Source organism: Salinimicrobium aquimaris (genome assembly GCF_035607535.1).
Taxonomy (GTDB): domain Bacteria; phylum Bacteroidota; class Bacteroidia; order Flavobacteriales; family Flavobacteriaceae; genus Salinimicrobium.
On record NZ_JAYDZX010000006.1, the window covers coordinates 40,480 to 58,634 of the forward strand.

At 44.1% G+C, this 18,155-nt stretch carries 14 protein-coding genes; 9 read left to right on the top strand and 5 right to left on the bottom strand.

From position 1 onward, the window contains the following. The first annotated feature begins 140 nt into the window (after positions 1-140). From VR862_RS08485 to VR862_RS08495, 3 genes are all read left to right on the top strand, one after another. Positions 141-2,129 carry a S9 family peptidase gene (locus VR862_RS08485; RefSeq protein ID WP_324720530.1) on the top strand — a complete coding sequence of 663 codons (1,989 nt, stop codon included), beginning with the start codon at positions 141-143 and terminating at the stop codon, positions 2,127-2,129. 239 nt (positions 2,130-2,368) lie between these two features. Further along, a complete protein-coding gene (locus VR862_RS08490) occupies positions 2,369-4,216 on the top strand; it encodes a glycoside hydrolase family 2 protein (RefSeq protein ID WP_324720531.1) in 1,848 nt (615 codons plus the stop codon). Positions 4,217-4,279: 63 nt separating this feature from the next. Continuing rightward, the gene (locus VR862_RS08495) at positions 4,280-5,011 is read left to right on the top strand and encodes a ThuA domain-containing protein (protein ID WP_324720532.1); all 732 of its coding nucleotides are present in this window, start codon (positions 4,280-4,282) and stop codon (positions 5,009-5,011) included. Between the two features lie 89 nt (positions 5,012-5,100). On the opposite strand, the gene katG is transcribed toward VR862_RS08495, so the two are convergent. After that, a complete protein-coding gene (gene katG, locus VR862_RS08500; protein ID WP_324720533.1) occupies positions 5,101-7,362 on the bottom strand; it encodes a catalase/peroxidase HPI in 2,262 nt (753 codons plus the stop codon). 240 nt (positions 7,363-7,602) lie between these two features. Then, positions 7,603-7,809: a hypothetical protein gene (locus tag VR862_RS08505; protein WP_324720534.1), complete on the bottom strand. Its 207-nt coding sequence runs from the start codon at positions 7,807-7,809 to the stop codon at positions 7,603-7,605. 236 nt (positions 7,810-8,045) lie between these two features. Here VR862_RS08505 and VR862_RS08510 point away from each other — a divergent pair, with 236 nt between their 5' ends. The 4 genes from VR862_RS08510 (at position 8,046) to VR862_RS08525 (ending at position 11,575) form a co-directional block, all read left to right on the top strand. Further along, positions 8,046-8,492 carry a hypothetical protein gene (locus VR862_RS08510; RefSeq protein ID WP_324720535.1) on the top strand — a complete coding sequence of 149 codons (447 nt, stop codon included), beginning with the start codon at positions 8,046-8,048 and terminating at the stop codon, positions 8,490-8,492. 20 nt (positions 8,493-8,512) lie between these two features. Next, on the top strand, positions 8,513-9,055 hold the full coding sequence (locus VR862_RS08515; protein WP_324720536.1) for an RNA polymerase sigma factor: 543 nt from the start codon (positions 8,513-8,515) through the stop codon (positions 9,053-9,055). Then, the gene (locus tag VR862_RS08520) at positions 9,052-10,293 is read left to right on the top strand and encodes a hypothetical protein (protein ID WP_324720537.1); all 1,242 of its coding nucleotides are present in this window, start codon (positions 9,052-9,054) and stop codon (positions 10,291-10,293) included. Before VR862_RS08515 ends, VR862_RS08520 begins: the two co-directional genes overlap by 4 nt. 142 nt (positions 10,294-10,435) lie before the next feature. Next, positions 10,436-11,575 carry a sensor histidine kinase gene (locus tag VR862_RS08525; protein ID WP_324720538.1) on the top strand — a complete coding sequence of 380 codons (1,140 nt, stop codon included), beginning with the start codon at positions 10,436-10,438 and terminating at the stop codon, positions 11,573-11,575. Positions 11,576-11,676: 101 nt separating this feature from the next. Here the strand turns inward: VR862_RS08525 and VR862_RS08530 are convergent, their stop codons facing one another. Together VR862_RS08530 and VR862_RS08535 are read right to left on the bottom strand one after the other, a co-directional pair. After that, the gene (locus VR862_RS08530) at positions 11,677-12,276 is read right to left on the bottom strand and encodes a hypothetical protein (RefSeq protein ID WP_324720539.1); all 600 of its coding nucleotides are present in this window, start codon (positions 12,274-12,276) and stop codon (positions 11,677-11,679) included. A 124-nt stretch (positions 12,277-12,400) separates the two neighbouring features. After that, on the bottom strand, positions 12,401-14,623 hold the full coding sequence (locus tag VR862_RS08535) for an APC family permease (protein ID WP_324720540.1): 2,223 nt from the start codon (positions 14,621-14,623) through the stop codon (positions 12,401-12,403). A 344-nt stretch (positions 14,624-14,967) separates the two neighbouring features. Here VR862_RS08535 and VR862_RS08540 point away from each other — a divergent pair, with 344 nt between their 5' ends. Continuing rightward, entirely contained in the window at positions 14,968-15,513 is a 546-nt protein-coding gene (locus tag VR862_RS08540; RefSeq protein ID WP_324720541.1) for a lipid-binding SYLF domain-containing protein, read from the top strand. 175 nt (positions 15,514-15,688) lie between these two features. On the opposite strand, the gene VR862_RS08545 is transcribed toward VR862_RS08540, so the two are convergent. Then, on the bottom strand, positions 15,689-16,546 hold the full coding sequence (locus VR862_RS08545; protein ID WP_324720542.1) for a patatin-like phospholipase family protein: 858 nt from the start codon (positions 16,544-16,546) through the stop codon (positions 15,689-15,691). A gap of 2 nt (positions 16,547-16,548) precedes the next feature. On the opposite strand from VR862_RS08545, the gene VR862_RS08550 reads away from it, so the two are divergent. Further along, positions 16,549-18,147: a TolC family protein gene (locus VR862_RS08550; protein WP_324720543.1), complete on the top strand. Its 1,599-nt coding sequence runs from the start codon at positions 16,549-16,551 to the stop codon at positions 18,145-18,147. Positions 18,148-18,155: the final 8 nt, after the last annotated feature.

Genomic DNA, 18,155 nt, shown 5'->3' on the forward strand with positions numbered 1-18,155 from the left:
AAGACGAAGGGTGTAAAAAAGATATCTGCTGTGGCGCCCTTTACGATTCGAATGCAGGCTGAAAACTCCGGCTTGTAATCCTCCTTATTTTGCTGTATTTTAAGGTGCGAAAATTCAGGTTTAACATAAACATAGCCATCATGAAAAGAACTCTGACGTTATTACTATTCTTCGTTGCCCATTCCTTTTTTGCGCAGGAGAATGTTCTCACTCCCGCCGATGTGGCGAAAATGGAATATATTACCAGTGCTGTTATTTCCGGGTCGGGAGATAAGGTAGTGTATCAGCATTTAAAACCCGTGCCTCCAAAGGAAGAAAATGCTCCCGCCAATATCCATCTTTACGTCCATGATAGAGCGGCAAACAGCAGCACGCCCTTGGTAACCGATTATAGCGTATCAAACGTGGAATTCAGGCCTCAGCACAAGAGTATTACTTTTACTGCAAAGCAACAGAATGATAAAAACACCTCCCTGTACGAGGTAAGTGCTACCGGTGGCGCAGCCAAGAAGATCTATGAATTCAAAAGCTCCATCTCTTCCTACGACTGGCATCCCCAGGGCAATAAACTCTTGTTCATCTCTCATGAGCCGGAAGAAAGCCGTGACTTTCAGCTTCCATATCAACCTGAAGTCTACGAAGAAGGCCTTCGACAGTCAATGCTATACATGGTCGATCTTTCAAACCCGGCTCCTAAGTCCTTACAGGTTGAAGGCCACGTCACCGGAGCCTGGTGGAGCCCCGACGGACAAAAGATTGCTGTAAGTGCAGCCCCTTCCTCTCTGGTTGACGATTTTTACACCGGACAAAAAATCTACATTTTAGATGCTGCTTCTCAAAATGTCACTGCACAGGTAGACCACAAAGCCAAACTGGGAGTCCTTAAATGGAGCCCCGATAGTAAGAAAATAGGATTTATAGCCGGGGAAGATCAGCATGATCCAATCGATGGCAGGATATTCATTGTAGATGCAACCGGAGGAACACCTATAAATCTCAATCCTGGCTTTGCAGGAAAGTTTGAAGATATTGCCTGGAAAGACAATAACACCCTTACATACCTGGCTAGCGAAGGCGTTTACAGCAGCATTGGAACCATAGGACGTAACGGAAAGATGAACAGAACGTTTAGAGATGACAACCTGAGTATTGCCGGCCTCTCTGTAGCCGACAATGGTACCATGGCCCTTGTAGGGAGCACCGCTAAACACCCGGGCGAATTATTCACTCTGGATGCCAAAGGTTCAAAAGCCAGGCGCGTAACAAATTCCAATCCATGGCTGGATCAGGAAAAACTGGGGAAGCAGGAGGTGATCACTTATAAGGCCAAGGACGGACTGGAGATACAGGGAATCTTAATTCATCCTGTGAATCAACAGAACAACACTCCCCTTATCACTGTAGTACATGGGGGACCCGAAGCTCATTACGACAACGGCTGGCTTACCGGTTACAGTATGCCCGGCCAAATGGGAGCAGGTGAAGGATATGCTGTTTTTTATCCCAATTACCGCGGAAGTACAGGACGAGGTGCCGAATTTGCCAAATCAAGCCAGGGTGATCCGGGTGGAAAAGAGTTTGATGACATCATTGACGGGATTGATTATCTGATAGCTAATCATGGGATTGACAGGAGTAAGGTTGGAGTTACCGGAGGTTCATACGGAGGTTACGCAACAGCCTGGATGTCTACCCGCCATACCGACAGGTTTGCGGCCGGAGTAATGTCTGTGGGCATCAGTAACAATATCTCCAAATGGGGAACCAGTGACATTCCTGAAGAAATGTTCCTGGTTCACTCCCGCAAAAGGATCTGGGATGACTACCAGTTCTTCCTGGAGCGCAGCCCGATTTTTTATGCAGATCAAGCTAAGACCCCGCTTTTGATCCTTCATGGAAAGGAAGACACGCGGGTGGATCCCGGGCAGTCATACGAATTGTACCGGCATATCAAGACCAGGACAGACACTCCTGTGAGGCTCGTACTATACCCGGGTGAAGGCCATGGGAACAGAAAATCCACAGCCAGGTACGACTTTAGCCTAAGAATGATGCGCTGGTTCAACACCTATCTAAAGGAAGGTGCCGGGGAAGTGCCGGTAGTAGAACTTGACATTAGCATGGACTAATTTTTACTGTCACAAAAAATAATAGGAGGCGATCAATTTTGGTCGCCTTTTACTTTTAGAATTTATTTTCTCTGGTGCTTTTGAAGTTCATCCATGATTAAGACAAGGCTCAGGATAAGATCTAAAACTTTTACTAACTTAGGGGATACAGAATACTTCTCAAAAATGCCATTTTTGACACCTCATAATTTCAGGCTTTCAAAAGCCATTTTCCTGTACCCAACCTCCAAATTTCTTTGATGATGAACAGAATTTCTAATCTGCTTTTACTCCTTTTTTTATTACCTCTGAAGACGGTAGGACAAGAGGATCTTATTATGAACGTCGATGCCAGAAATACTATTTCCCTTAACGGCACCTGGAGCTACATCATCGACCCTTATGAAACAGGATTTTATGACTACCGTTATCGGGAAAGAAACGAGAATGATCCTGAAGCTTACTGGAACCGGCCGGTCACAGAGAATCGCTGGGATCGTGTGGAGCACGGCTATGGAGAGAAATATACTTTGCAGGTACCCGGGGACTGGAATTCGCAGGACAGGGTTTTTAAATACTATGAAGGAACTGTATGGTATCAACGCGAATTCGACCTGGAAGAGCTTCAGGAAAACGAGAAGGTCTTTCTTCATTTTGGCGCAGTGAATTATGAAGCTCATGTGTACCTCAACGGAAAGAAGCTCGGCAGCCACAAAGGTGGGTTTACACCCTTCAATTTCGAGGTGCCCCAATCTCTTCTGAAAAAGGAAAACAACTTCCTTGTGGTCAAGGTCGACAACAAGAGACATCCGGAAGAAATTCCCACCGTCAATACCGACTGGTGGAACTTCGGCGGAATTACACGGGACGTAAACCTGATAAGGGTGCCCGAAACTTTTATTCAGCAATATGGTCTACACCTCCAGGAGAATTTAGATCTGAAGAAAGCCAAAAAACTGAACCGAATGAGCATAGATGGTTTTGTTAAGCTGAATAAGGTTGACGATGAGGCTGAAATTTTTCTTGAAATCCCGGCGCTTAAAATAAAACAGAAACTTAAGCCTGCAGGAGATAGTATCAGTTTTAGCCTTCGCGCTAAAGATCTGGAACTGTGGTCGCCAAAGAACCCGAAGCTTTATGAGGTGATCTTCAGCATTAACGGGGAACAAATTAAAGATCGAATTGGCTTCAGGAAAATTGAGACTTCAGGAAAAGACATTCTGCTTAATGGAGAGAAGATATTTTTACGCGGTATCAGCATTCATGAGGAGATTCCGCAGCAAATGAGAAGAGCGCACAGCAAAGAGGATGCGAGGCAGCTCTTTGGTTATGTCAAAGATCTCAATGCCAACATGGTTCGCCTGGCACATTATCCACACAACCCCAACATGACCAAAATGGCTGATTCTCTTGGGCTGCTCGTGTGGTCTGAAATTCCGGTCTACTGGACAATAAATTTCGAAAGTGAAGAGGTGCTTGAAAAGTCAAAAAAACAGCTAAAAGAAATGATCTACAGAGACAGAAATCGCGCTTCAATAATAATCTGGAGTGTGGGAAATGAAACCCCTGTCTCTCCTGTTCGCACCGAATTCATGAAAAGCCTTATTACTGAAGCCAGAGCCCTGGACAACACCCGGCTCATTTCGGCAGCCCTGGAAGTCAAGAACGACGAAGGCGTCTTTAGAATTGACGATCCCCTTGGGGAGTTTACCGATATAGTTTCAATCAATGAATATCTTGGCTGGTATGGCGGGTTACCCGGGGATTCAAAAATGGCAAAATGGGAGGTGATCTATGACAAACCGCTTTTCTTTAGCGAGACGGGTGCCGGTGCAAAGGCCGGGTTCCATGCCGATAAAGAGACCCGGTGGAGTGAAGAATACCAGGAGTGGTATTACAAGGAGCAGGTGGAAATGATGAAGCGCATGCCCGACAATTACAGCGGATTATCCCCCTGGATCCTCACAGATTTTAGATCCCCCAGAAGGAATCACCCTGTTTACCAGGAGGGCTGGAACAGAAAAGGACTTATAGACAATGAAGGGACTAAAAAGAAGGCCTTTTATGTACTTCAGGAATATTATGAAGGACTAATGAATAAGGATTAAGGATTTTTCTCCCTGGAGGAAAATCAGTTGGTTTCTATTAACCCACAATAATTAAACTTGCCCATGAAAAAGCTCATTATTTCTTCCCTTTTTGGAGCGTTGTTTTTCCTGACGGTTTCCAGCTGTTTCTCTCAGGAAAAACCGCAGATCCTGATATTTACAAAAACTGACGGATTTGTACACCAGTCAATTCCTGCAGGAAAAAAAGCTTTAATGGAAGCCGCCAAAAAAGCCGGGTTTGTAGTAGACACAACCAGCGATGCCGACTTTTTTCGGGAAGAAAACCTGATACAGTACAAAGCCATTGTTTTTCTTAACACCACCGGAAATGTACTTGATAGCGATCAACAGGAGGAATTTGAAAAATTTATCAGGGCGGGCAATGGCTATGTCGGGATACATTCCGCAGCCGACACCGAGTACGACTGGCCCTGGTACGGGAAACTGGTGGGTGGTTACTTTCAATCCCATCCCGAAATACAATCAGCAACAATTGAAGTCATAGATAAGGATCATCCCTCAACCCAGCACCTACCGGAAAAATGGGAACGTAGAGATGAATGGTATAATTACAAAAACCTAAATCCTGAAGTGACTGTCCTGGCAAGGCTTGACGAGCAGAGCTATAAAGGAGGAGAAAACGGTGATCACCATCCCATCGCCTGGTACCATGACTTCGATGGCGGGAGAGCTTTTTATTCGGGAGGTGGCCATACTCCTGAAAGCTATCAGGAACCTGCATTTTTGAAGCACCTAATTCGGGGGATCTTATGGGCAGCGGGAAAGAATGACTAAAAATTCAGGTTTGATGCCTGAAGGAGTTGAGCAGAAATAAAAAAGCGCCTTGATCTCAAGGCGCTTTTAAAAACCGATAGTATCTAAGACTACTTCTTCAAATCAAAGCGATCAAGGTTCATCACCTTATCCCACGCCTTGACGAAATCCTTTACGAACTTCTCCTTAGAATCGTTCTGTGCGTAGACTTCTGCAAGTGCGCGAAGTTCAGCGTTAGAACCAAAAATAAGATCTACCCTGGTTCCCGTCCATTTCACTTCGCCGGTCTTGCGATCACGACCTTCAAATACATCCTGGGCATCTGTTTTAGCTTTCCAGGTGGTGTTCATGTCAATGAGGTTCACAAAGAAATCGTTGGTAAGGTGTCCGGGATTCTCTGTAAACACTCCGTGGTTGGAACCATCGAAGTTGGCACCAAGAGCCCGCATTCCTCCTACCAGCACCGTCATTTCCGGCGGACTTAGAGAGAGCAATTGTGCCTTGTCTACCAGCATCTCCTCTGCCGAAGCGCCATAGTGTTCCCCTTTTTTGACATAGTTCCGGAAGCCGTCGCCAATTGGCTCAAGGGCTTCAAAGGCCTCCACATCTGTCTGCTCCTCCAGGGCATCCATTCTTCCCGGGGCGAAAGGAACTCCAATATCATAACCGGCCTCTTTAGCAGCTTTTTTCACAGCTAAAGATCCTCCCAACACAATTAGATCGGCCAGAGAAACTTTTTTGTTTCCGCTCTGGGCTTCGTTAAACTCTTGCTGAACTTTCTCCAGCTTTGACAGCACTTCCTGTAGTTGCGGCGGATTATTGACCTCCCAGTGTCTCTGTGGTTCCAGGCGAATGCGTGCTCCATTTGCTCCTCCCCTTTTATCTGAATTACGGAAGGTTGATGCCGAAGCCCAGGCTGTAGTGACAAGTTGAGATACTGTTAATCCTGAAGCAAAGATGCTTTTTTCAAGTTCAGCGATATCATCTTTTTCAATAAGATCGTGATCCACCTTCGGGACAGGGTCCTGCCAGATCAATTCCTCTTTGGGAACTTCGGGGCCGAGATAGCGATCAATAGGTCCCATATCACGGTGAGTTAGCTTGTACCATGCTTTTGCGAATGCATCGGCAAACTCCTCCGGATTCTCATGGAAGTTTTTGGATATCTTGTAATATTCGGGATCTTCACGAAGAGCTACATCTGTAGTGAGCATGAATGGTGCGTGTTTCTTGTTGGGGTCATGCGCATCGGGTACCGTGCCCTCACCTTCTCCATTCTTTGGTCTCCACTGCCATGCTCCACCGGGACCTTTATGGCATTCCCAATCATACTTGAACAGGTTTTCAAAAAATTTGTTACTCCACTTTGTGGGGGTATCTGTCCAGGCACCTTCTATTCCGCTGGTAATGGTACTACCGGCATTCCCGGTACCGAATTTATTCTTCCAGCCCAATCCCATTTCAGTAATATCGGCACCTGCAGGTTCTGCACCAACATACTCTACAGGATCGGCCGCACCATGCGTTTTTCCAAAGGTATGGCCACCGGCGATAAGTGCAACAGTCTCATAGTCGTTCATTGCCATACGCCCAAAAGTTTCCCGTATATCCTTTGCCGCACCAAGAGGATCGGGATTTCCATTTGGTCCTTCTGGGTTTACGTAAATTAGGCCCATGTGGGAAGCTGCAAGCGGCTGCTCCAGCTTATTATCCCGGGCATAGCGTTCCTTATTACCTACCCATTCTCCTTCAGACCCCCAGTAAATATCTTCTTCAGATTCCCAGATATCTTCACGTCCACCCCCAAATCCAAAGGTTTTAAAACCCATAGATTCAAGAGCCACATTTCCGGTAAGGATCATAAGATCTGCCCAGGAGATCTTTCTGCCATATTTTTGTTTTATTGGCCAAAGCAGCAGGCGCGCCTTATCAAGATTGGCATTATCTGGCCAGCTGTTGAGAGGCGCAAACCGCTGTGAACCCGAACTTGCCCCTCCACGACCATCACTTATTCGGTAGGTACCGGCACTGTGCCAGGCCATCCGGATAAATAATCCGCCGTAGTGCCCGTAATCTGCCGGCCACCAATCCTGGGAATCGGTCATAAGTTTGCGAAGGTCTTTCTTTACAGCCTCCAGGTCCAGGCTCTTGAATTCTTCGGCGTAGTTAAAATCCTCATCCATGGGATCGGAAAGTTTGGAATGCTGCCGAAGTATAGATAGATTCAACATATTAGGCCACCAGTCACGGTTAGAAGTTCCGCTTCCGGCAGTCTTGTCCAGGGCCCCTCCTAAAAAAGGGCATCTGCTCGATTCGTTTACTTCCCAGGCTTTATGAGTACCGGGAGAATCACGATGTTCGTTGTGTGCCATTGTGGTTATTTTTTAGTTAATTAATTCTCCTAAAATATAATAAAATTAACTGATAGTTTTTTGATGTTGATTGGAAAAATCAATGCCGGAATGGCAGGAAATTTATAGTAAATCCTGCTCCAGGAGCTGCAGCCAATAACCCAGTAATGGAAAAGTAGTGCTTCAAAATTTGGCTTGTGCTTTTGCTGCAGCCGGTTTACCTGGGCCTTTACGATCTTCCGATTTTCTGTAGATCTTTAATTACGACATTTGATAATGAATATGCCCAAAGGCCTCTGAATTGAGCACCACAGGCTCGGGTGGAATTTCAACATCAGCCCTGTTATCTTCAGAAAGAGCGATCCAGGCTACTATAATTGAAATGATCACAATCACAGCTATTATATACCATTTTGAATTCCCTTTGGGCTTTCCATTCTGTTTTTCTTCTACCTCTATTTTTGCCATGGTTTTAAATTTTTGGTCTTCTAAAAAGTTAACTATCTCTACGCCCAAAAACTAAAAATTAACCGGACTTTTACATTTCTCCCGGGACAACTGAATAGAGGTTAGCCTGTTATGGTTGTTCTTGTTGGAAAGGGGAAATATCAATTCAGGATAATTTCTTAAAAAATTTTCTTTTTACGCAACCAATTGAAGAATTCAGGTCATATAGGTAAAGGACAAATTCATAAAACATAAACATGAAAAAACTGATCTTATTATTTGCTTGTGTTTCACTTTTTACCGCCTGCAGTGTGGATGATGAACCTAATCTACTCTTAGTTCCTGCAGAAGTTGTAGAAACCAACCTTCCCTCTTTATTTGCACCGGGAGAAAACTTTATTGTGGAAGTCACTTATCTACTGCCAGACGTGTGTCATAATTCTGCAGGCTTACAGGTAACCCGGGGAGCTGAACATGGAGATGAAAGAAGAGACATTTACATTACCGGGGTAGCTTCCATAAGAGAGGGAACTGTATGCGACACTGAAGGAGGAGACCTGGAAAGAGAAGGTTCTTTTAGGATCATCATTGATGAAAATCATCCCTACACTTTCTACCTTTGGAATGGATTGGATGAAGATGGTGAAAACATTTTTACTGAAATTATAGTTCCGGTAGGAGTTGCAAATACGACGGGCGAGTAGTAACAAATATGAAAATTTAGGTGAGCTTAAAAAAGCTTGTCATTAGGTGTAAAAAGCAGGAGCTAAAGGCACAGGAAGAGTTGTACCGTTTATATTCGGGCCGGTTTTTCTCTCTGTGCCTTAAATACTCCGGTAGTTATGAGGAAGCACAGGACCTTCTTCAGGATGGTTTTGTAAAAATTTTTACCGGGATCCACCAGTTTAAGAACAAAGGATCTTTTGAAGGCTGGATGACCCGGATATTTATCAATACCGCTATTACAAAAAGCAAAAAACAGCACCTTTTTTTAGCTATTACTGAAGATTATCCCGATGAGATCAACGTAGAATATGAAGAGGATCTTCCAGACACTGATTTCCTTTTTGAAATAATTCAGGAGTTATCACCCGCCTACAGGCATGTGTTCAATATGTATGTGCTGGATGGTCTTTCGCACAAAGAAATAGCTGCAACACTTCAAATCTCTGAAGGCACCTCTAAATCCAATCTCGCACGTGCCAGACAAAAATTGAAAGAGCGTATAGAAAATCATCTTCACTTACTTCCAGCAAAGAACTTATGAAAAAACAAAAAAATCTGGATGAGCTGTACCGTGAAAGGCTTCTGGGGAAGGAAGTTCCACCGCCAGAGGATGCCTGGAGCAATATTATGAGTCAGCTACCTGCTAAACAGCCGGAGAGATCCATCTTTCTACCTTTTTGGTATAAGATCGCCGGAGTCGCTGCTGCGCTGATGATAGCCGCAACCCTGGCCTTGGATTACTTTGTTTCCCCTGATCTTTTTAATACTGAAAGATCCATTCCCGCTCTTACTTCTGAAGACCGGAAAGAACAAACAGAAGAAAAAACTATTGAACCATACGAGGAGCAGAAGCAGGAGCCAGTAAGGCAGCCTGAAGGGATCATCGTCAAAAACAGGAGTGCCAAAAAGGCTAAAAAACTTATTCCTTTCCCTACTCACAATGCCATTGCTTCTAAAGTAACAAAAGATGAGGAAAACATTGACAACGAATCAGGTGTGCTTCCTTCTTCGGAAATAGCAGACCAGAACCCGACAAAATCACTTACTGAAAACACTCCTGAGGAAATCACTGCAGACGCAATTGCTTCAGAAGAAAACACTGCAGATGCAATTCTTTCAGAAGAACTTATACAAGATCCTGAAAGGGAGCACACTGAAATAGAAGCGGGAAAAATGGCTGAAATCAGACTGAGACTTAGCACTAAAGTTGCACCCCTTTTCACAAATGGAAGCAGTAGCGGCGAGCAGGGCAGCCAGGGAAATTCAATTGCTTATGGGGTAAGTGTTTCTTATAAGATCTCAGATAAGATCGCAATACGCTCGGGAGTCAATAAAATGGAAATAAGCCGCAACGCACCTACAGTGACCTATGCCGGCGGCGTACAAGCCAATAGTGTGGCGGGAAACGCCAATACAACTCTTGCAGCTCCTACAGTTGATGTAGCCGGTAGCAACTCCAGTTTTTATGAGCTGCCCCTGGAGATGGAATATACTTTAATTGACAAAAAACTGCAGCTTCACCTCTTAGGGGGAAGCAGCCTGTTGTTCCTAGAAGACACTGCTTTTCCTATGCGGAACATGCCTGCAGGAGCACCTGAAAATAAAGCTGAAGAACAAAAACTTCATTACACCGGAAATCTTGGAATAGGACTGGGATATCGCCTTTTTAAGAATATTGAGGTCAATTTGGAGCCCACCGTGAAAGTAAGGCTGGGAAGCTCAGAAAATTTGAGCCCGTATTATTTAGGTATTTATTCCGGTTTCAGTTACAGATTCTAGGGTTTCTGCCTTTCAAAAATTCCCTTTGATGCCGCTATTTCCTCCTGATTATACCACTATACAAACAACTTCTATCTCAAAGCATCTTCTAATTTTAACCTAAAGAGAAATTAGTATATATTTAACAAACTAATCTCTTACCATGGAAAAGGCAGCCAACTATATAAAAGAAAATAATGAAAAGATCATCAACATCTGGGAAGAAAATGTCAATTCCGAAATAGAAGTTGCTAAGGGTACCGAAAGTCTTGTTCTAAGAAATCAACTTTCTCATATTTTGAATGACATTATGAAGATAATGGATAGGTATGACAACTTTGAACAGGTAAAGCAAGGTGAAAAATTCGAGGAGATCATTAGTAATAGTATGGGTCATGGAAGGCATAGGGCCTCCACCTCAAATTATGCTATTAAACAAATTCTCCAGGAGTATATGATTTTTCACCGGACTCTTGTAGAACTTATAAGGGATGCAGGAGCTTACAATGAGGAGGTCGGAAATATTTTGAACTATGCCGTTGAAACCGCGATGATATATTCTGCCGATTCTTTTTCCAAATCTTTGCAGAAAATGCGGGAAAGACTGGTAGGCACATTGGCTCATGACCTTAGAAACCCTTTAGCCACAGCCTATTTGGCAATTGATCACATTGACTGTGAAGATGATCCTGAAAGGGTTCATTACTTGAAGAAAATGGGGAAAAAAAGCATGAAGAATTCCCTGCAACTTATTGAAGGTCTTCTCGATGCTATAACGGTGAAAGCCGGTGAAGGAATAACAATGCATTTCACTAAGACTAATTTAATTGAAGATATCGAATGGGTTTATGAGGAGTCTCGTGAGATCTATTCCAATAAAATCATCCTGGATGTAAGGGAAAAGCAAATAGATGGCATTTTTGACGGTGCTGCTGTAAGAAGAATTCTTGAAAATCTTATATCAAACGCAGTGAAATACGGAGAAAAAAAATCTCCCATTAGAATTACTGTGTTAGATATAGGAAAAGAGGTTGCTATAAAGATTCACAATACAGGAAATCCTATTCCCAAGGAAAAACAGGAAGAAGTTTTTAAATTTATGAATACAAAGGATGGTGGAAATCAACAAAGCGCGAAAAGCTGGGGCATGGGATTGTACCTCGTAAGAATAGTTGCTGAGGCTCATGGTGGTAAAGTAAGTCTTACGAGTAATGAAAAAGAAGGAACTACCTTTGAAGTTATTCTTCGTAAAGACGCTAACGAGCCCGGAGTTCATAAAACAAGGCTTGAGTCACAGGCCTAAGAGCCGTTGTGTTATACTGCCTCTACCCTCATTGTATAACGGGAAATTTAATTACAGTTTCATATGCCAGGGACAGACCATTCCAGTAGTTTCTTCAACCTTTAATCTGTCATCCTTATCTTTGGATCGATAAGAAAAGTTTCAGGTGTTTCCCCATTCACCCTAATAAGGATGTTGTAATATTCCAATCCCTGCACCTTTTTGTTTTTGATCTTTCCCATTATAATCCCATCCCTGTTAGGATCGCGAAAAACTCCTTCCAGAATTTCAGCTCCCCCATCGGTTTTTCTGAAGATACCCAGCACATCGACCGTTGTTCCCAGGTCTGGATCCAGAGGTTCTGCACTCCAGTAGATCTTCATATTCTTATCTACAAGGGCGACATGATCTGAAGGTTTTCGACTATTTTCTGAAGGATCTGAACGATCATCGGTGATCAACACCATTTCTTCTTTGTTTCCTTCATTGATCTTTTCTGTATCTACCGTAAGTAAAACATTAGTATCCTGCCGAAGATCTTCTGAAAGATCCGAACTAAAATTAACCGCTAACTCTTCTGAAGAAGTTTGCAGCAAGCCTGCCGTTTCGCCTTCGGCCATTTTTTCCTCCTGAGGAAGAAAAATGTTGTTATAAGCCATCACCGCAGTAAAGCATACTAAAAGGCCAAGGGAAAAGATGGGAATAGGTAATTTATTTCTCATAACTCATAAATTTAATTGATTAAGTTATGATTTTCAGGTGTTTACACCATCAAAACTACTGCATTTTTAACATATCATAAGGATTTTACTTTCTCAGATCAAGATTTCCGGTATCTCATTCCGACTACTTGACGGTAAAAGTTTCCTCCTGGAGCAGCACTTCCCTAAAAGAAACTTCATCTGCTGCGAGTACAAAGATGGTTGTGGGTAAAGGAGCAATGAGATGCTGCATGCGTTTATAGTAGTTGATGAAGTTAGCATCGGGCACCGCCAAACCTAGTAGCACCATATCTGCATCTTTCGAGGAATGATGCAGCACTTCATCAAAAGAGCGGCCATTAGAAACAATGATCTCCAGCTTCGCATCTATCCTCAACTTCTTAATAATAGAAGACAGGTTGCGTTTTGCATCTTTGGCCGAAATTTCGTTGTGTACCATCATTTTAACAGTGACCTTTGCATCCCGCCAGGAACGACTGCGCTTTAGCAGGTGCCCAAGGATCAACAGTAATCCTCCGTTTCCCTTTACTCCACCCCACCAAATATCGACCTGTTCCCGTTCTCCAAAACCCTTGTCATCATCATTGGCAACAATGATCACATTCCTGTTCAGCTCATGAAAATGAGTGATCATGTCGGCGTACTTCTGCCGGTTTACCTCATTCTCACTATCCCCCAGGATTATTGTGTTGGGTGATAAAGCTCCCAGTCCATAATATTTTACGAATTCGCTCGCGCCGACATAAGCATCTGATGCCGAAATCACACTGGCAAAGCCCGAGGTATCATTTTTCTCCAGGAAATCCTGGATGTTCTCCTCTATTTTTTTCCGGCGATCATTAGATAATGAGCTACCGGTAAGAACCGTGGCTACGGTGAGGATTCCGCGGTCATGGCTTATAGAAGCTGCGAAGTCAATAAGGTGCCAACGGCTGGTGGGAGCACCCGATAATACAAGAGGATTGGGCCTCCAGGTCTTGGCTTCACTCTCTTTTCTAAGATTGAGCAGCCCCATTCGCACCAGGGTGAGCCATATCCCCATGCGAACATCACCCCATGCTGTTTCCATCCTGCGCTTCTGCAGCCACAGGAATATGATGATGACCACCATGAGTGCCAAAGCTGTAGCCAGGGCATTGATGAGAAACATAACAGCGATACAGCCAAGGGTTCCTAAAAGGGAAAATATCCAGTGTACCTTGAACTTGGGCCTAAAACTCGGGCTGTCGAGCATTTTCTCGAGACCTGCAGCTGCATTTAGAACTCCATAGGTGGTAAGAAAGAACATGGTGAGTACAGGAGCGATAAGATTTAGATTTCCGAAGAAAACCGCAACAAGAGCGATCCCGAGGGTAAAAAAGGTAGCCATTCTCGGGGAGTCATCTTTTCCGGATCCTTTTCCGAGCCAGCCGGGCAGCACCCGGTCTCTCGCCAGTGCCTGCAACACCCTGGGAGCACCCAATATGCTTCCCACGGCACTTGAAAGCGTAGCTCCCCAAACCCCGATAAGGATCGCATCTCCCCAGTATGACATCTTCCGCATGATCAAAGGATCCTCTATGAGACTCAGCGCATCTGCACGGGTTGCAAGGATCACAGGTAAGGTCATATAGATAAGATAACCTACACCTACAGCGGCAAAGGTTCCTTTAGGAATAGATCTCGCAGGATCTTTAAGATCTCCAGACATATTTACCCCAGCCATGATGCCGGTGACAGCAGGAAAAAAAACTGCAAAGACGATCCAGAAACCTTCAGAATGTCTGTCGGCTGCTCCCCAAAGTTCTACGGTCGTATCTTCAAGCGGGCTCCCAAAAAGGAGCGACAGCAGTGAAAGCGCGATCCCGAACATAATAAAATACTGCGCCCGGATGGCAATTTTGGCAGAGATGAGTGCCAATGCAGCTATGAGTATGGTAGTAAGAAGACCTACTGCCTTAAAATCGAGGGATGGGAATACACTCACCAGACTTTCTGCAAATCCTACAGTGTATAGCGCTACCGAAAGCGCCAGAGCTATAAATAACGGAATACCAACAGCTCCTCCCACCTCAATTCCCAGCGACCGGCTTATCATATAATATGCTCCTCCTCCTCTCACCCTTTGGTCTGTTGCGATCGAAGCTACAGAGAGTGCAGTGAGGAAAGTGATAGAGACAGAAATTGTGACAATGAGAAGCGTGCCTATCAGCCCTACGTTCCCTACGACCCAGCCAAATCTCAAGTACATTATGACACCCAGAATGGTAAGAATTGAAGGTGTAAAAACTCCTCCAAAGGTGCCTAAACCACCTTTTTTGGAAGGAATGACTTTATCTTTTTTCCGGGTTCTGAAAAATTTCTTCATCTATGATCCGGGATTCGATCGGGATCCTAAAGATCTGTTTTGCTAATAATTTTTTTCTGATTTAAACCTGCCAGCAAAATTTAGAGAGGCTGAATTCAGAAGGTTTTGTAAGATTTTGAAGATAATAATAAAATACAAAAAGCTTAATATTCTACAGGATTTATTGGATCTGGACAAGGAAAACAAGACCATCAAAAATAACATTTGACACCCCGTATTTCTACCGAAGCTTTATTTCAGAATCGAAATGCCTAATACTTTTAAAATCAGTAAAATAACAGGCGCTTAACACAAAATGATTCAAAAGTGGCATAAATTAATGTCGAAATTCAAAATAACAAAAGATGAAAACACCAAAGATCAATTTTTACCGCAGCATCCTGGTATTACTGGTGATATCCCTTGCAAGTTGTGGAGGAGCAAAAAAGACCGGGGACGATTTAATTTCTGATGCCAGGCAGGAAAAAGCGATGATAGAAAGAGAATATCCTATGATGGCTGATTATTTCAACGGAGCCTCGGGATATGCTATCTTCCCAAATGTAGGTAAAGGAGCATACATTATTGGAGGAGCTTCAGGAAACGGAGTTGTTTATCAAAACGGGCGCATGATTGGATACGCCGATCTAAAGCAGGTTGACGTGGGACTTCAATTGGGAGGTAAGGCCTTTGTAGAAGTTCTTTTCTTTGAAACCGATGAAGCTCTTGAAAGATTCCAAAACGGAAGCTATGAACTTAGCGCCAATGCATCTGCCGTGATCCTGGATGAAGGATTCTCAGAAGATCTGGAATTCCAGGACGGGGTGGCAATTGTTACCGTTCCCAAGGCTGGTGCAATGGCAGGTATTTCTGTTGGAGGACAAAGGTTCGAATTTACCCCCGCCCAATAGGTTTCAACTGTCTTTATTCAGGAGGCTGTCCAAAAAAACTGATTTTACTTTATTCTGAAGTTGTTTTGCAATTCTGATATCCGATAAATCAGGCGGATCAGAAACTATTACAGGTTCAGGTCGATAGAATATGAGATTTTTGGATTGCCTCTTTTTTTGAAGGATAAAAATACTGTTAGCTCCTAACTGCTGAAGTGCGAAGTTTTTTCACAGGGATTTCCCCATTTTTGATCATTTGAAGGGTATGTTCATAGCCTACATTAATGATCTCTTCTATCCTGCTAAAATCAAACAAGGTGTAGTTCTGCATTTGCGGTGGATCGATCAGGAAATCGCACAGTTCCATTTCAGGCCTTGAATTTTGAGTAATCCCCAGATTCACTGCTCTCTCCATGATACTTCTTGGTCCCGGGAAGTTCGCCTTTTGCCCGGGATAATTCACGTGAGAACCAATAAGATATTTACACTTATCCCTAATGGCTGAAGCCGGAAGGTTGCAAAAGAGTCCGCCATCAACATAATTCACCTGATCAAGAATAATAGGGGCAAAAAATCCGGGAACAGAGCAACTGGCCATGATATAATCAAAGAGAGGGCCTTTGCAGCGCATTTCGCCGCAGGCGTCATTGAGATTTGAAAGGGCCAGATAAAAAGGTTTTTTCAGGGCCTGGAAATCATCTTCGCTAATATATTTATGAAGGGCTACCTTCATTTTTTCCAGTTTATAGATACCGGTGCGTCTCCAGGAAAACCCGGTCATCTTGGAAAAGGTTTCTTCGGTGAGGATCTTTTTAATGCCCCCCGGGGAGTACCCGGCAGCATAAAGCGCACCCACAACAGCTCCCATACTGGTACCCGAGATGATTTGGGGTTCAATCCCGTATTCATGAAGCGCCTTTAGTACTCCAACATGTGCGTAGCCGCGGGCACTTCCGCCACTAAGGCTTATGCCTACTTTGAATTCCGGCTTTGGCTTAAAAGAGAAAAATTCTGAAAAATTCAATATGTATAAAATATGGGACCAAGATAGCATTTTTGGCGCTGGTAATAAGGATTGGTTTCACAGGAAGAGGGTCCAAAAATGACATTTTTAAGAGCTCTTCTTTGCTGTTGCCTGCAAATAAAAAATCTGTAACTTTAGAATTATTCGCTCATTATCCTTGTAAAGCAGGTTTAAACGAAAAGTACAACCTAAACAGAAACTATAAACTGAAGCCAAAGAAAATTCCATACTACTTTTGGAAATCCTTTATTTCTCTACATTCCGGCAGGGCAGGATTGCCTGCCCTTATTTTAATCCTGATCCTTTCCTCATGTACGCCGCGCCTGGCTCCACAAGAAGCTCCCATTCAGGACCCTCAGGAATTTACAGCCACAGGCACTGCATCACTTCCTGAAAACTGGTGGCAAAGTTTTGAAGATCCGGTACTGGATTCCCTGGTTCAACAAGGGCTTCAGGAAAACCTCTTTTTGGCAGGTAACTGGCAGGAATACAAAGCCGCACTCGCAGTAGTAAAGAGGGAAAGATCTTTTCTCTTTCCACAGGTCGATGGCTTCGCAGGTATAGATAAGAACACACCCCAGGGGAATTTTTCACAGGACTTTCAATTACAGACCGGTCTCGCTGCTTCTTATGAAATTGATCTCTGGGGGCGGATACGGGCCGGAATACAGGCAGAAAAATTTAACGCCCAAGCTGTTCTCCGCGATTACCAGGCAGCTGCAATGACCATCTCGGCAGAGATCTCCATTACCTGGTATCAATTGCTCACTGCCCGCCGCCAACTTGAGCTCATAAATCAACAAATAAAGACCAATGAGGATATTGTAAAACTTATAAGGGCAAGATTTGCAGGAGGACAAATTCGCGCGGTCGACATCCTGCGGCAGGAGCAGCTACTTGAAAGTACCAGGGACCAGAAGATCTTTTACGAAACTAACCTCGAGATCCTGAAGAACCGACTGGCAGTACTGCTAGGGCGGCCTCCACAAAATATTGAGGAATTTTCTTCGGGAATAATTCCCAATCTGCCTCCGCTTCCGGAGACCGGACTACCCCTGGAGCTCGTTCGTCGCCGTCCCGATCTTCAGCGGGCATACAGCCTGGTCCTTGCTGCCGACAGGGAACTGGCTTTTGCCGTTAGGAGTAAGTTCCCCGTGATTTCCATTGAGGCCCAGGGAAGATTTAATTCCGCCGACATCAATAAACTGTTTGAGAACTGGACTTACAGCCTGGCAGGAAATTTAGTAGCACCCCTCATCTATGGCGGCAGACTTTCGGCCGAGGCAGATCGTGCAGAGGCAGTGAAGAATCAGCGATTGTTCGAATACGGGCAGGCTGTACTTACAGCATTTGAGGAGGTTGAAAATGCCCTTTTTCAGGAGTATAAACAAATTGAGAGACTGGAGGTTTTAGAAAGAAGGCTTGATCTGTCTGCCAAAACATCAAAACAATTGCGAATAGAATTTTTGAACGGTCTAAGTCCTTACCTGGATGTGCTGTTAGCCCTGGATGAGCAACAGCAGCTTGAAAGGGAAATACTGGAAGCAAGGCAGGAGCTCCTGGAAATACGCATTGGGCTTTACAGGGCATTGGCAGGCGCCTTTGACCCTCCGGAAACAAGCAGTCTTTAAAGATTAAA